This window comes from Arenibacter arenosicollis, assembly GCF_014397245.1.
GTDB lineage: Bacteria > Bacteroidota > Bacteroidia > Flavobacteriales > Flavobacteriaceae > Arenibacter > Arenibacter arenosicollis.
In genome coordinates this window covers 1-15564 of sequence record NZ_JACLHY010000044.1, presented here as the reverse complement: position 1 = coordinate 15564, position 15564 = coordinate 1, and the positions used below count along the sequence as shown (strand labels likewise).

16 protein-coding genes are annotated in these 15564 nt (G+C 39.3%); 8 read left to right on the top strand and 8 right to left on the bottom strand.

The window, feature by feature from the left end:
- Window positions 1–230: 230 nt before the first annotated feature.
- The 4 genes from thrS to rplT all read left to right on the top strand — a co-directional run bounded on the left by thrS (window position 231) and on the right by rplT (window position 3483).
- Window positions 231–2171 (top strand): threonine--tRNA ligase, encoded by a 1941-nt coding sequence (gene thrS / locus H4O18_RS21620; protein ID WP_187588570.1) that lies wholly within the window; start codon window positions 231–233, stop codon window positions 2169–2171.
- 28 nt (window positions 2172–2199) lie between these two features.
- Window positions 2200–2754 (top strand): translation initiation factor IF-3, encoded by a 555-nt coding sequence (gene infC / locus H4O18_RS21615; protein ID WP_187588576.1) that lies wholly within the window; start codon window positions 2200–2202, stop codon window positions 2752–2754.
- 96 nt (window positions 2755–2850) lie between these two features.
- Window positions 2851–3048, top strand: coding sequence for a 50S ribosomal protein L35 (gene rpmI / locus H4O18_RS21610; protein ID WP_187588568.1), 198 nt, complete (start codon window positions 2851–2853; stop codon window positions 3046–3048).
- 90 nt (window positions 3049–3138) lie between these two features.
- The gene (gene rplT / locus H4O18_RS21605) at window positions 3139–3483 is read left to right on the top strand and encodes a 50S ribosomal protein L20 (protein WP_187588566.1); all 345 of its coding nucleotides are present in this window, start codon (window positions 3139–3141) and stop codon (window positions 3481–3483) included.
- Window positions 3484–3588: 105 nt separating this feature from the next.
- Here rplT and H4O18_RS21600 read toward each other — a convergent pair whose 3' ends face one another.
- On the bottom strand, window positions 3589–3861 hold the full coding sequence (locus H4O18_RS21600) for an EF-hand domain-containing protein (protein ID WP_187588565.1): 273 nt from the start codon (window positions 3859–3861) through the stop codon (window positions 3589–3591).
- Window positions 3862–3916: 55 nt separating this feature from the next.
- Window positions 3917–4339 (bottom strand): secondary thiamine-phosphate synthase enzyme YjbQ, encoded by a 423-nt coding sequence (locus tag H4O18_RS21595; RefSeq protein ID WP_187588563.1) that lies wholly within the window; start codon window positions 4337–4339, stop codon window positions 3917–3919.
- Window positions 4340–4457: 118 nt separating this feature from the next.
- Here H4O18_RS21595 and H4O18_RS21590 point away from each other — a divergent pair, with 118 nt between their 5' ends.
- Window positions 4458–5255: an HAD family hydrolase gene (locus H4O18_RS21590; RefSeq protein ID WP_187588561.1), complete on the top strand. Its 798-nt coding sequence runs from the start codon at window positions 4458–4460 to the stop codon at window positions 5253–5255.
- A gap of 95 nt (window positions 5256–5350) precedes the next feature.
- Here the strand turns inward: H4O18_RS21590 and H4O18_RS21585 are convergent, their stop codons facing one another.
- From H4O18_RS21585 to tgt, 6 genes are all read right to left on the bottom strand, one after another.
- Window positions 5351–6538 carry an asparagine synthetase B gene (locus H4O18_RS21585; RefSeq protein WP_246474549.1) on the bottom strand — a complete coding sequence of 396 codons (1188 nt, stop codon included), beginning with the start codon at window positions 6536–6538 and terminating at the stop codon, window positions 5351–5353.
- Window positions 6539–6742: 204 nt separating this feature from the next.
- Entirely contained in the window at window positions 6743–8290 is a 1548-nt protein-coding gene (gene dnaB / locus H4O18_RS21580) for a replicative DNA helicase (protein WP_187588559.1), read from the bottom strand.
- 156 nt (window positions 8291–8446) lie between these two features.
- Window positions 8447–9400 carry an acetyl-CoA carboxylase carboxyltransferase subunit alpha gene (locus H4O18_RS21575; protein ID WP_187588557.1) on the bottom strand — a complete coding sequence of 318 codons (954 nt, stop codon included), beginning with the start codon at window positions 9398–9400 and terminating at the stop codon, window positions 8447–8449.
- 43 nt (window positions 9401–9443) lie between these two features.
- Window positions 9444–10352 (bottom strand): DMT family transporter, encoded by a 909-nt coding sequence (locus H4O18_RS21570; RefSeq protein ID WP_187588555.1) that lies wholly within the window; start codon window positions 10350–10352, stop codon window positions 9444–9446.
- The gene (locus tag H4O18_RS21565; RefSeq protein ID WP_187588554.1) at window positions 10339–11421 is read right to left on the bottom strand and encodes an LptF/LptG family permease; all 1083 of its coding nucleotides are present in this window, start codon (window positions 11419–11421) and stop codon (window positions 10339–10341) included. The genes H4O18_RS21570 and H4O18_RS21565 overlap by 14 nt, the downstream gene beginning before the upstream one ends.
- The gene (gene tgt, locus H4O18_RS21560; RefSeq protein ID WP_187588552.1) at window positions 11422–12552 is read right to left on the bottom strand and encodes a tRNA guanosine(34) transglycosylase Tgt; all 1131 of its coding nucleotides are present in this window, start codon (window positions 12550–12552) and stop codon (window positions 11422–11424) included.
- A 168-nt stretch (window positions 12553–12720) separates the two neighbouring features.
- Here tgt and H4O18_RS21555 point away from each other — a divergent pair, with 168 nt between their 5' ends.
- From H4O18_RS21555 to H4O18_RS21545, 3 genes are all read left to right on the top strand, one after another.
- Entirely contained in the window at window positions 12721–13566 is an 846-nt protein-coding gene (locus tag H4O18_RS21555) for a transketolase (RefSeq protein ID WP_187588550.1), read from the top strand.
- A 39-nt stretch (window positions 13567–13605) separates the two neighbouring features.
- Complete coding sequence (locus H4O18_RS21550) at window positions 13606–14559, top strand: transketolase family protein (protein WP_187588548.1); 954 nt, start codon at window positions 13606–13608, stop codon at window positions 14557–14559.
- Window positions 14560–14796: 237 nt separating this feature from the next.
- Complete coding sequence (locus H4O18_RS21545) at window positions 14797–15375, top strand: outer membrane beta-barrel protein (protein WP_187588572.1); 579 nt, start codon at window positions 14797–14799, stop codon at window positions 15373–15375.
- The last annotated feature ends 189 nt before the right edge of the window (window positions 15376–15564 follow it).

Sequence of the window (15564 nt, the reverse complement as noted above, 5' to 3'; positions counted from 1 at the left end):
CAACGGCACGTTAAAATTACACGGCCACCCGCCGGGCCCGCCTGCCGGAGGCAGGCAGCGGAGCGGCACCGCCGGAGCAAAACAAGGGATACAGCAGAGCAACCGGCCATACATATGGAGGAAGCGCGAAACAACTATCCTATATATGTATATGTATAAAATCGTTCCTATATATATTGCCAACATAAATACTAGATGTTATCTTTGCACACTTATTACGACAAAAAAGCATGATCAAAATAACATTACCCGACGGGAGCATTAGAGAATATGCCGAAGGAACAACACCTTTAGAGGTAGCCAAAAGTATAAGCGAAGGTTTGGCACGAAATATTATTTCTGCAAAATTTAATGGCGTTACAGTTGAAACCGTAACACCATTGAAGGAAGATGGATCGCTTATCCTATATAGTTGGAACAACAAAGAAGGAAAAACCGCTTTCTGGCATTCTACCTCGCACGTTGTAGCCCAAGCATTGGAAGAATTGTATCCCGGAGTAAAATTGACCATAGGACCAGCCATTGATAACGGGTTTTATTACGATGTGGATTTGCCCGAGGGCTCTATTTCTGAAAAGGACTTTCCTGAAATTGAAAAGAATGCCTTGGAAATTGCCAGGGGAAAACACGATTTTAAAATGCGTTCCGCCACCAAGGCAGAAGCACTGGAACTATACAAATCCCAAGACAACCAATATAAGGTAGAACTTATTGAAAATCTGGAAGACGGTACCATTACCTTCTGTGACCATGACACCTTTACCGATCTATGTAGGGGCGGACACATACCTAATACCGGTATTATAAAAGCCATAAAAATATTGAGCGTAGCTGGCGCCTATTGGAGGGGAAATGAAAAAAACAATCAGTTGACCAGGGTATACGGTATTTCCTTCCCTAAACAGAAAGAACTCACCGAATACCTTGAACTTCTGGAAGAAGCCAAAAAAAGAGACCATAGGAAACTGGGCAAGGAATTGGAACTGTTCACTTTTTCACAAAAAGTGGGACAAGGACTTCCTTTATGGCTTCCAAAAGGGGCTGCTTTGAGAGAGCGTTTGGAGAATTTCCTAAAGAAGGCACAGAAGAAGGCAGGATATGAGATGGTAATTACTCCACATATTGGACAAAAGGAACTTTATGTTACCTCTGGTCATTATGAAAAGTATGGAGCTGACAGCTTTCAACCGATCAAGACTCCCAAAGAGGATGAGGAGTTCTTGTTAAAACCCATGAACTGTCCACACCACTGTGAAATATACAATACAAAGCCATTTAGCTATAGGGAGCTTCCAAAAAGATATGCCGAATTTGGAACTGTTTACCGATACGAACAAAGTGGAGAATTGCACGGGCTTACACGAGTGCGAGGCTTTACGCAGGATGACGCCCACATTTTCTGTACTCCAGACCAATTGGCGGACGAGTTTAAGAATGTAATAGATCTTACCTTATATGTTTTGGGATCTTTAGGCTTTGGTAATTTTACAGCCCAAGTATCCGTACGGGATTTGGAAAAGCCTGAAAAATATATTGGATCGGTAGAAAACTGGGAAAAGGCAGAAAATGCCATTATAAATGCTGCCAAAGAAAAGGGTCTCGATTTTGTTATAGAAAGTGGTGAAGCTGCTTTTTACGGACCCAAGTTGGATTTTATGGTAAAAGATGCCCTTGGCAGGAACTGGCAATTGGGAACAATTCAGGTAGATTACAACTTACCGGAGCGTTTTGACCTTACCTACAAAGGTAGTGACAATGAATTGCATAGACCGGTAATGATCCACAGGGCTCCCTTTGGAAGTATGGAACGTTTCATTGCATTATTGCTTGAACATACAGGCGGTAATTTTCCACTTTGGCTGATGCCAGAGCAGGCTATTATACTCCCTGTCAGCGAAAAACATGAAATATATGCCCAAAAAGTTTTAAATTCCTTGGAAAATAACGACATTCGCGCCCTCATTGATAACCGAAATGAAACGGTAGGCAAGAAAATACGTGAAGCGGAGATGAATAAAATCCCATTTATGCTTATCGTAGGGGAGAATGAAGAAAAAGAGGAAACCATTTCTATCAGGAGACATGGCGGTGAAGATTTAGGCGCCATATCCGTAAAAGCATTTTCCGACTTGGTATTAAATGAAATAAACAGTACCTTAAAGTCGTTTTAAAAAAAAGTTTAACTAAAAAGATTACGTCATAGCAATTAGAAAAAGATTTAGGCCCCAACCTAGGAGGGAAAACAAAAACCCGCACAACATCAATGAAAGTATTTCATCGCCCACAGTTAGGTTGGTTGGCGACAATATAGAGGTAGGTGTATACAACACCCGCGAAGCCTTGGCGAAAGCAGAGGAACTGGAATTGGATTTAGTAGAAATTTCTCCTAAAGCCGATCCCCCTGTTTGTAAAATAATAGATTACAAGAAGTTTCTTTACGAGCAAAAGAAACGGGAAAAGGTCATGAAGTCCAAAGCCACCAAGGTAATCGTAAAAGAAATAAGATTTGGTCCACAAACGGATGACCATGATTATGAGTTCAAGAAAAAGCACGCAGAGAAATTCTTAAAAGATGGTGCAAAGCTAAAAGCTTATGTATTCTTTAAAGGTCGCTCCATTGTTTACAAAGATCAAGGAGAAATTCTATTGCTTAAACTAGCCTCAGAATTGGAAGATTTAGGTAAAGTGGAACAGATGCCAAAGCTTGAAGGTAAGCGAATGACCATGTTCCTTGCCCCAAAAACCAAAAAATAAGCCTGGGCTTTATTGCTCTGGTTATTTAAAATAAAATGCTGAATTAATTTTTAGCATCAAGATAGTAAGCGAGATAAATTAATAAATAGGAAGAAAATGCCTAAACAGAAAACAAAATCCAGTGCTAAAAAGCGATTTAAGCTTACAGGTACTGGTAAGATTAAAAGAAAGCACGCTTTTAAGAGCCACATTCTTACGAAGAAGTCTAAAAAGCGTAAGCTAGCGTTAACCCACTCTGGATTAGTTCACGAGGCGGATGTTAACAGTATTAAAGAACAATTACGTTTAAAGTAATCGTTTAATTCGGTAATTATTAACCCTGGAGTTAGGCATTAAAAGTATTCTACATTAAAGGATCGCCTACTACAAAAAACAATTAAAATTATGCCAAGATCAGTAAATTCAGTTGCTTCCAGAGCCAGAAGAAAAAAGGTAATGAAGCAAGCCAAAGGTTACTTTGGAAGACGTAAAAACGTTTGGACAGTAGCTAAAAATGCGGTTGAAAAAGCAATGTTATATGCTTACAGAGACCGTAGAAACAAGAAAAGAAATTTCCGTTCCCTATGGATTACCCGTATAAACGCTGGTGCCAGATTGCACGGAATGTCCTATTCCCAGTTTATGGGCAAGGTAAAAGCCAATAATATAGAGCTAAACCGTAAGGTATTGGCTGATTTGGCTATGAACCACCCAGATGCTTTCAAAGCTATTGTGAACAAAGTAAAATAAATTAATAAACTTATCTCGCTTATAAGAACCTGTTCCAAATGGAACAGGTTTTTTTTATGCCTTGTTCAAAATCTTCAGGGCAATTGAACACAGAACCCACTATTATCAAGTTGTTTTTATCTTCCCCACAGCCTGCTTGAACTCTTCCCAGTCGATAAACTCATCACCAGATTTATCATACCCTTCAATTAGCTTGGAAGATACAATCCCACGTAGAAATCCACTTATTTCCGCTTTTTTCAACAACTCAACTATCTCGCTTTTTTTAAGTTTACCATCTCCATCTTCATCAAAAAAGTTATATGCCTCCTCTGGCGTTTCAAATTTATTAGTGATCAGGATCTGTATTTTGTTCAAAATCATATCTTTTGTAGCCATACCTTCATTTTTAAAAACCGTAATACACTAATTTACAAAATATAAAAAACACTTACTAAACCCCAAAATAGCTTATCACCAAATTCCTTCCACTTGCATTGTTCCTGTGTTCGCACAAATAGATACCCTGCCATATTCCCAGATTTAACTTACCATTGCTAATAGGTATCTGCACAGATGCCCCCATCAGAGAAGATTTAATATGTGCAGGCATGTCATCCGAGCCTTCATAATCATGGAGGTAATATGGCGCATTTTCCGGAACCATTATGTTTATATGGCTTTCAAAATCTGCCCTAACCGTGGAATCCGCATTTTCATTTATAGTTAAGCTTGCCGAGGTATGCTTTATGAAAACCTGAAGCATCCCCGATTGTATCCTTTTTAAATGTGGTAGGTGTTCCTGTATGGTATTTGTTATTAAATGAAAGCCTCTCCTGTAAGCCTTTAAACGTACTTCCTCCTGGTAAAACAACATAATATTGAATATCTATAATTTGTCCAAATTTCGACAAATATTAATAAATCCAAAACTTTACATAACAAGACTTGAATTTAGGATGATAACAAATACCTTTGCAGCTTAAATTATATGAATGGATTTATCTAAAGTGAAAATGGTGGTCACCGACATGGATGGCACCCTATTAAATTCCCAGCATGAGGTAAGCGATAAATTCTTCTTATTATTCGAAGAACTAAGAAAGAGGAATATTAAATTTGTTGCGGCAAGTGGACGCCAATATAACAGCATAGTCGATAAACTGGATGCCATCAAGAATGATATAATTGTTGTGGCAGAAAATGGAGCTTTTGTAAAAAAGCAGGACAAAGAATTGCTGGCAACACCTTTGGACCAAAATACCATTAAGCAAACCATAGATCTTTTAAAGAATATTGAGGGCATACATCCTGTTCTATGCGGTAAAAACAATGCCTATACCAATGGAAGTTCCGATGCATTTCTAAATAAACTAAGAGAGTATTATTCCGAGTTTAGTGTTTTAAACGACATCTCAACTTTTGATGGGGAAGTTTTAAAAATAGCCATTTACCATTTTGAAAGTTCAGAAAAGTATATCTATCCATGGGTAAAACATTTGGAATCGGAATTAAAAGTGAAAGTTTCAGGTGAGAATTGGTTGGATATTTCCCATATGAACGCTAATAAGGGTTATGCCTTGCAGTATATCCAAGAAAAGTACGGCATAAGCAGGCAGGAAACAATGGTTTTTGGCGATTACAATAACGACTTGGAAATGTTGTCCATGGCCGATTTTAGTTATGCAATGGCCAACGCCCACCCCAATGTAACGGCGGTTGCCAATTTTAAAACCAAGAGCAATGACGAAAACGGAGTAGAATTTGTTTTGGAGCAGTTATTGAGTCAATAAGACAAAGAGTCGTTTTCCGCGGATAGCACTCTTCTTTATATTCCAAAGAAACTTTATCCGATATGGATAGAACTACCTCTAAATGCTTGTTGACATTACGTTTTTTGCTTCTTTTTCTGAGCAGCGGGAAAAAGTACATTATTTAAAATAAGGCGATAACCGGGAGAGTTAGGATGTAGTTCCAATTCGGTCTTCGGGTCCCCTACCCTGTGCTGATAGTCCTCCGGATCGTGACCTCCGTAAAAAGTAAAGAAGCCCTTTCCTTTAATTCCATGGATATAGCGCGCCTCACCATTTATTTTATTTTCGCCCAACACCAATACGGTGGGTTTAATTTCCTGCCTGGCAAAGGCCGTTGTCTGGCCCATAAACCCCTTAACCAAAGCCGTGTGGTTTTGGCACAACATAGTAGGAACCGGATCCCATTTGGCTGAGAAATCCATCAAAGAAAAATAGTCCGCTTCTTTGGGCACATTGCCCCTTGAATTGGTCATATCTATGGAAGAAAATTCATATCGCAACGGATTGCGCTCCAATGTGAAATTGGTAAAGGCAAAGGTTTTTCCATAGTCCAGCTTTCCTTGGTAATTGGCATCAGAGGGGTCTCCATCAAACATGGGCTCACATATATCTACTCCGTCCGCTGATAAAGCAATATCAAAACTATCCGTGGCGGAACACATAGCGAACATAAATCCTCCCCCAATAACATAGTTTCTAATTTTTAAAGCTACAGCCCGCTTTTCCTCAGAAACTTTATTGAATCCTAATTTTTGGGCCAAGGCTTCCGCATTCTGTTTTCCTTCTATATACCAGGGAGCTGCCCTGTAGGCACCATAAAATTTACCATATTGCCCCGTAAAATCTTCGTGATGCAAATGCAACCAGTCATACAACACTAATTTATCCTCCAACACTTCCCCATCATACAATTGATCATAGGGAATTTCGGCATAAGAAAGAACCATGGTAACCGCATCGTCCCAAGGGGAGTTATCCTTAGGGGTATAAACGGCAATTTTAGGAGCCTTCTCCAATATTACAGCTTCCTGATTTTTGGAAGGACTTGCAATTTCATCCAGAATAGCTTGGGTTTCGGAATCGGACAAGATTTCAAAGGAAACTCCCCTTATCTGACACTCCTTACGAATGGTTTCCCCATCGGGCAACAGAAAGGATCCTCCCCTATAATTCAACAGCCACTGTACTTTTTGTTGCTTGGTCAGAACCCAATAGGTGATACCGTAAGCTTTTAAATGGTTTATCTGACTTTCCGCGTCCATAGGAATAAGAATATTGGAAGCGAAGGATTTTAGGACAAGGAAAAACAAAAAAACAGTAATGAACACCCTACTGGGCAGGGTGACGTGCAATATATTATTTTGGAATATATCCTTCAATTTCTTTCCTTAAATTATATCTATTAGCAAGATAGGAAAATCCCAAAAACAAACAAGTTAAAACGTTCAAAGCTGTGCTAAGGCTTTTTAGAATGGCACATCATTGTCATCCTGCATGGAATCATCGTTCATGGAACTACCAAAAGCTTCATTGGCATTGGGAAGATTTTTGGTAATAAAAGGATTTTCATCGTCGGCATTCATTTTAGATTGAAATTCAAAAGGAGAATCAAAATCATCCAAATTATCGAATTTACCTAGATGTCCAACGAATTTAAGACGGATATTCTCCAAACCACCATTTCTATGCTTCGCCACAATAAATTCGGCTTGTCCGGCTGTTGGGGAACGTTCTTCATCATCCCATTCATCAATCTTATAATATTCCGGCCTATAGATAAAGGAAACAATATCGGCATCCTGCTCAATAGCTCCGGATTCACGTAAATCTGACAGAATAGGACGTTTACTCCCTCCCCTGGTCTCTACGGCACGGGATAATTGTGATAGTGCTATTACGGGCACGTTTAATTCCTTGGCCAATGCCTTTAAGTTCCTTGATATAGTAGATATCTCCTGTTCACGGTTTCCTCCTTTTTGACTTCCGCCTGCCGTCATCAACTGCAAATAATCAATAATGATCATTTTAATATCGTGCTGTGAAGCCAAACGTCTTGCTTTCGCCCTTAGGTCGAAAATGGATAGCGAAGGGGTATCATCGATAAATAAGGGTGCGGTTTCCAGTGCTTTTACCTTAACGTTCAACTGTTCCCATTCATGTTTCTCCAATCTTCCTGTCCTCAATTTTTCGGAAGACAATCCTGTCTCCGAAGAAATCAACCTCGTAATCAGCTGAACAGATGACATTTCCAGGGAAAAGAAAGCCACCCCAATATTGGAGTTTACGGCAATATTTCTGGCCATGGACAAGGTTAGGGCCGTTTTACCCATACCTGGACGGGCGGCCACAATCACCAAATCACTGGGTTGCCAACCTGAGGTTAGCTTGTCCAATTTATCAAAACCGGACGGTATTCCACTTAATCCCTCCTTACCTGCAATTTCTTCAATTCTTTTCTTTGCCTGAATCACCAAATTCTGGGCCGTTTCAGCAGAACGCTTTAAGTTACCCTGGGTAACATCGTACAACTTGGATTCTGCGGTATCCAATAAATCGAATACATCGGTAGAATCCTCGTAGGCCTCTTCAATAATTTCATTTGAAATCTTGATAAGACTCCTTTGTATGAATTTTTGAAGGATAATACGGGCATGAAACTCTATATGCGCTGAAGAAGCTACTTTTTGGGTTAATTTTATGAGGTAGAAATCGCCCCCGGCACTCTCTAAACGTCCATCCTTTTTCAATTGGGACGAAACGGTTAATAAATCCACCGGTTCAGAATTTTCAAACAGCTTAAAAATGGCTTCATAGATATACCTATGGGCGTCCTTATAAAAGACTTCAGGATGTAGGATATCTATTACTTCATCGACCCCTTTCTTGTCGATCATCATTGCACCAAGCACAACTTCCTCTAAATCAGTAGCTTGAGGAGGTATTTTTCCCTTTTCCAAGCTAATGATGGTCGACTTGTCTATTCGATGACCAATAACGGGGTTCGTTTTTTCCATGAGTGCTAAATTATACAAATAAGAATTAAAAAGGGTTTTGGGATATTAACAGTTGTTCAACAATTCACCTGTTGATAAGTTACGAAATTTGTTTATAAGCAAAAAAAAACTGGAGAATTTCCGCTCCAGATTTTTTCACCTTGACAAAAAGGGATACTATCCATTAAATACACCCATATTGGCATATTTATCCATTCGGTTTTTCACCAATTCTTTTGGTGATAACTTTTTTAATTCCTCATAATGCGAAGAAATTTTATTTTTTACGATTTCAAAAGTCTTATCCCTATTGGCATGTGCACCACCTGCAGGCTCACGAACAATTTCGTCTATCAACTTCATCTTTTTCATGTCCGTCGCGGTTAACTTTAGGGCCTCTGCTGCAATTTCCTTATACTCCCAGCTTCTCCATAGGATGGACGAACAGGATTCCGGTGAAATAACAGAGTACCAGGTATTTTCCAGCATCAGTACCTTATCACCTACACCAATGCCCAATGCTCCTCCTGAAGCGCCTTCTCCAATAATAACCACAATAATTGGGACCTTTAAACGGGTCATTTCCAAAATATTCCTTGCTATTGCCTCTCCTTGTCCCCTTTCCTCAGCCTCGATTCCTGGATATGCACCTGGAGTATCAATTAAGCACACAACAGGGATTCCAAACTTTTCGGCGGACTTCATTAAACGGAGTGCCTTTCTATATCCTTCCGGGTTGGCCATTCCAAAATTCCGCAACTGCCTGGTTTTTGTATTATAGCCTTTCTGCTGACCAACGAACATATAACTTTGATCGCCAATTTTTCCAAGTCCACCAATCATAGCCTTATCGTCCTTTACATTGCGATCGCCATGTAGTTCCAAAAAGGTTTCGCCACAAATGGCTCTAATATAATCTAAGGTATAGGGTCTGTTGGGATGTCTTGACAACTGTACCCTTTGCCATGCGGTAAGATTCTTATATATTTCCTTACGGGTTTCAGCCAGTTTTTTCTCGATCTGTTTACAAGTCTCAGAAACATCAACTTCACTTTCTTCACCGATAATCATGCACTTATCCAATTGCTCTTCTAGCTCTTTAATTGGAAGTTCAAAATCTAAATACTCCATAGGTTTTTAGGTTTAGTTCTTTTCATCAGGCAAATATAAAACTTTAATGGGAAGGTAACCCATTAGTCTTTTTTTTTAATTTTTTTCTATTTTTCAAAATCCCGTTGGCTACCACAGTAGTTAATATTAGGAGTGCTCCAACATAAAACATTGGATTCATTTTTTCACTATCGCCAAGAATTAAGAATGCCAATATTATACCGTAAACAGGTTCCAAGTTGCCTGTCAAAATCACCGTGTACGGAGAAATATACTTAAGAATCTTTACCGAGGCAATGAAGGCATAAGCCGTGCAGATTGAAGCAAGGATAAAAATAAAAATCCAATCGTTTAAGGGCAACTGAAAGAACTTTTGATCAAAACTTCCGCTAAATACCAAATAAATGGTTAGAAACAATACACCGCTTCCCAATTCATAAAATGAAATAATGGAGGGTCTTTGCTCTTGTGTTAATTTACCGTTGATCAATGAAAAAGTTGCAGACAAAAAGGAGGAAACCAACGCCAATAGCATGCCAGGCATATAAGTGGTCTCCACCCTAAACATTATATACAGGCCCAACATAACAATAATTCCGAAAATTACTTCATAGCCAACCATTTTCCTTCCATACCAGAACGGTTCCAATAAAGCGGTAAAAAAAGCTCCTGTAGACATAGTTGCCAATGCTATAGAAACATTGGAAACCTTGATTGCCATAAAAAAGGTAACCCAATGTAGGGCCACAACAATTCCTCCAATAACCAATGTCAACATAGTTTTTGGAGGCACCTTCAATGGAAATTTCCTAATAAGTATATAGGCTATAATGATCAAGGATGCCATTAGCATTCGATACCATACCAAAGGCAGGGCATCTATAGTTATCAACTTACCCAGGACTGCCGAAAAGCCCCATACAAAAACTATAAAATGAAGGTGAAGATAATTCTTTAGCTTAACGTTTGGCATTCTGCAACAAATAAAACGCTATGGTCCCGAACATAACGTTGGGAATGATAACGGCCCATAAGGGCGAAAATCCTGATTGTTCTGCCAAGGTTCCAAATACCTTATCGAAAAAGATATATATAAATGCTACCCCTATTCCAAACGCCAAATTTACCCCCATACCACCACGTCTCTTTACTGAAGATACCGCCACAGCAATTATGGTAAGGATAAAAGCCGCAATAGGCAATGCCCACCGTTTGTATTTCACCAATATATAACTGTTTATATTGGAAGCACCTTTTCTTTTTTGGGTAGCAATAAATTTGTTTAGCTCAAACATATTCTTGGTCTCAGCTATATAGGATACAGGAGTTAGGTCATCAATCTTAAAATCGAAAATGGTATCCAATCTACGTTTTGTTTCCACGATTTCCACATCGTTCACCAGTTTTCTTTTTTCGTAGGAAGTAAGTCTATATACAGTATCCTTCTCTATCCAGCGAATGTTCGCTGCGGATATCTTAAAGTCCAGCGTATTCTCCTCGTTAAAACGCTCCATGGTGAAGTTATATCCTATCTGCCGTGCCGGGTCAAAACTACTGACATAGATATAATCGTTCTCATTTAATTGATTAAATATATTTGTGGTAACCCTATCCTGTTTTCCCTTTTTTAAATATTTAAAAATAAATTCATTGTACCCCACACTGGCGTTGGGCACAATAAACATCCCCATAAAAAACATGATGATAGCTATTATGGAAGCACCTATTAAATATGGGCGCAAGAATCGGCCGTAGGATACCCCTGAACTAAGAATAGCTACAATTTCGGTATTGTTGGCCAATTTGGAAGTAAAGAAAATGACCGAAAGGAAAAGGAAAACTGGAAACAAAAGATTCCCGATAACCAAGGTGAAATTTAAATAATACATGGCTATTTCCGGAAAAGGGACCTCATTATCAATCATTTTCCCCACTTGCTCTGCCAAATTCGCCATAATTCCAATGGGCACAAACAGCAGGAGCATGACAAAAAAAGTTGCCAGGTAACGCTTAAGTATGTATTTATCTATTATGGTTAGCACCTATAGTCGTTTATCCATTTGTTTTACCATTACAGATTTCCATTCATAGAAATCCCCTGCTAAAATATGTTTTCTTGCCTCACGAACCAACCACATATAAAATCCTAAATTATGAATGGTAGCGATTTGTTTTCCCAAATACTCATTGGCGGCGAACAAATGCCTTAAGTAGGCCTTGGAATACTCATGATCCACAAATGTAGTCCCCATTTCGTCCAAAGGGGAAAAATCGTCTTCCCACTTCTTATTTTTTATATTGATAGTCCCATGCGCTGTAAAAAGCATACCATTTCTAGCATTTCTGGTAGGCATAACACAATCGAACATATCTATCCCCAATGCAATATTCTCCAAAATATTGATAGGAGTACCCACTCCCATTAAATACCTGGGTTTGTCCTCTGGAAGAATTTCGCAGACCACCTCTGTCATTGCATACATCTCCTCGGCAGGCTCACCCACCGAAAGTCCGCCAATAGCGTTACCCTCCGCTCCTACTCCGGCAATATATTCGGCTGATTGCCTTCTAAGGTCCTTATAGGTAGACCCTTGTACAATTGGAAAGAAAGTTTGCTCGTAATCATAGGCAAAGGGTGTTTTCTCCAAATGTTTAATACAGCGGTCCAACCACCTATGGGTCATATGCATAGATCTCTTTGCATATTTATAATCGCATGGATAAGGAGTACATTCATCAAAGGCCATAATGATATCGGCCCCGATCACGCGCTGGATTTCCATCACGTTTTCAGGCGTAAACACATGATAGGAACCATCAATGTGCGACTTAAACTTAACCCCTTCTTCTTTTATCTTCCTGTTATCCGACAAGGAATACACCTGGTACCCGCCACTGTCCGTTAAAATATTTCGATCCCAATTCATGAACTTATGTAGTCCACCTGCTTGTTTCAAAATTTCCGTTTTAGGCCTTAAGTACAAATGATAGGTATTCCCCAAAATAATATCAGGATTAATTTCCTCCCTCAATTCCTTCTGATGCACCCCTTTTACCGAAGCTACAGTGCCAACAGGCATAAAAATGGGGGTTTCTATCTTGCCGTGATCCGTAATCAGCTCCGCTGCCCTGGCCTTGGTCCTTGTGTCTGAATGTTGTAAAGTAAATTTCAAAAAAAATCTATTTAAAGCCGCAAATATAGTTAACTCAAAGCCATTAAATCCTTAACAAAAAAATAAAGTTCTGTTATGGGCCATGATAGTTGATAAAATATTATAACTCGCGCTTGTGTACCCAAAAGATTGCCATTACTTTTGAAAAGTTTAAAAAATAAAGATAAAATGCCAAAACTTCAAGAATTACAAGATTTGACCGTTCAGGTTCGCAGAGACATTCTAAGAATGGTTCATAAGGTTAACTCCGGGCATCCAGGAGGTTCATTGGGCTGTACTGAATTTATTGTTGCCCTGTACAATGAAATTATGGAGCTTAAGGACGGATTTGATATGGACGGTAAAGATGAAGATCTTTTCTTTTTGTCCAATGGGCATATATCCCCTGTTTTCTACAGTGTTTTGGCAAGAAAAGGCTACTTCCCGGTTGAAGAACTGAATACCTTTAGATTAATTGACTCGCGCTTGCAAGGTCATCCTACTACCCACGAAGGTTTACCAGGGGTACGCATTGCCTCGGGCTCATTGGGCCAAGGTATGTCTGTGGCCTTGGGTGCGGCACAAGCAAAAAAACTGAACAAGGATTCCAAAATAGTCTACACACTTCACGGTGATGGTGAGTTGCAGGAAGGGCAGAATTGGGAAGCCATTATGTATGCCGCTGGAAAGAAAGTAGACAATTTGATTGCTACTATTGATTATAATGGTCAGCAAATTGATGGAGCTACCAAAGACGTACTCCCTATGGGCGACCTAAAGAAGAAATTTGAAGCTTTTGGATGGGATGTTGTGGACATCAAGGAAGGAAACGATTTGGAAGCCATCATTAAAGGGATGAAAGAAGCCAAGAGTAAAACTGGAAAAGGAAAGCCGGTATGCGTTCTATTGCACACGGTAATGGGTCACGGTGTAGATTTTATGATGTACACCCACGCATGGCATGGCAAGGCTCCCAACGACGAGCAATTGGCAACCGCATTGGGGCAAAACCCTGAAACTTTAGGCGATTACTAATCCCTATCCTTTTCTAACAAAAAATTAAAGCAAGTACAGATGAAAAAATATATAGATCAAGGTAAAAATGATACAAGAAGTGGATTTGGTGCAGGACTGGCCGAATTGGGCCGGACCAATCCTAATGTAGTTGCATTATGCGCTGATTTGGTAGGCTCCCTTAAAATGGAAAAATTTATAGAGGAAAATCCTGAACGTTTTTTCCAAATAGGTATTGCAGAAGCAAACATGATGGGTATTGCGGCCGGACTTACCATTGGAGGAAAAATTCCTTTTACTGGAACTTTTGCCAACTTTTCCACTGGAAGGGTATATGATCAAATAAGACAGTCTATTGCCTATTCCGATAAAAATGTAAAAATCTGTGCTTCGCATGCCGGGGTTACACTTGGTGAAGACGGTGCTACACATCAAATATTGGAAGATTTGGGATTGATGAAAATGCTGCCTGGAATGACTGTCATAAACACTTGTGACTACAATCAGACCAAAGCTGCAACCATTGCCATAGCCGAACATCACGGTCCTGTTTACCTCCGGTTTGGACGTCCTAAAGTGGCCAATTTTACTCCGGTGGACCAAAAATTTGAAATTGGGAAAGCAGTTATGCTCAATGAAGGAACGGATGTCACTATTGTAGCTACCGGTCACTTGGTCTGGGAAGCATTGATAGCAGCCGAAAATCTTGAGAAACAAGGTATATCTGCCGAAGTAATAAACATACACACAATTAAGCCACTTGATGGGGAAGCAGTGTTAAAATCTGTTAAAAAAACAGGTTGTATCGTTACTGCGGAAGAGCACAATTATTTAGGAGGTCTGGGTGAAAGTATCTCCGGATACCTTGCTACTACGCACCCTACACCTCAAGAATTTGTAGCCACCCAAGATACATTTGGTGAAAGTGGCACTCCAGAGCAATTAATGGATAAATACGGATTAAACAATAAAGCTATAGTGAACGCCGTTGTGAAAGTGTTAAAAAGAAAATAATTCAAATCCCTCTAAGGGAGATGAAGATTCTTAACATGGAAAACGGCGAAAACTGTGGAATAGAACTCAATTAAACTGCTAAACTTACGAGCTAGAAATAGTTAATTTATTTAGCGGTTTTTTTTGTGCCAAAACCCCACCCAATCGTGTCAAGATAAATTCTTTTTAAGTTAAACAATTAAAAATGTTGTGCCTAAAATTGCACAATGTATTCTAATTTTAAAAGAACACACTATGATCAAGAAAACAGTTTTATTAGCAGCTATTGCCTTAATGGGCTTTAGTGCACATGCGCAGAAAGGTTCAGGATTTGGAATCAAAGGCGGACTTAACTATGGCGCCAATGGTGATTACTTTGAATCTACCGAACAAGCCTACCAAGACCCCAAGGGCAATGTGGGATACCATATTGGAATCTTTGGAATTGTAGGGGACAAAATTTACCTGAGACCTGAATTGGTGTATACCAAAACAAAATCGGACTACGAAAACAATAGTCTTGCAATGAGTAAATTGGATGCCCCAATATTGCTAGGTATTAACTTAATTGGACCGTTAAACATATTTGCAGGGCCTGCCTTCCAATATATTTTGGACACCGATTATGATGGTATAACGATTGGGGATGTAGAAAATGATTTTACAGTAGGCCTTAACATAGGTGCTGGACTGTCCTTTGGCAAGTTTGGAATAGACCTAAGATATGAAAGAGGTTTTAGCGAAAATGAGGTAACCGTAGTCGATGGTCCTTTTTCCAATGACCGTATAGACACTAGACCAGACCAATTAATTTTGAGTGTGGCCTTGAAACTTTAAAAAAAAATGACCTTATAATAAAAATGCCCTCGCTAATAACGAGGGCATTTTTTATTTATATCATGTCTAGTCCTGAAATAGCGTTACACAAAAAGAAAGTGTAATGAACAAATCAGAACAGATGTACATCAAGCGTACCCAAAAGGACTACTCAATGTCGTTCAAACTTAAAGTGGTCAACGAAATAGA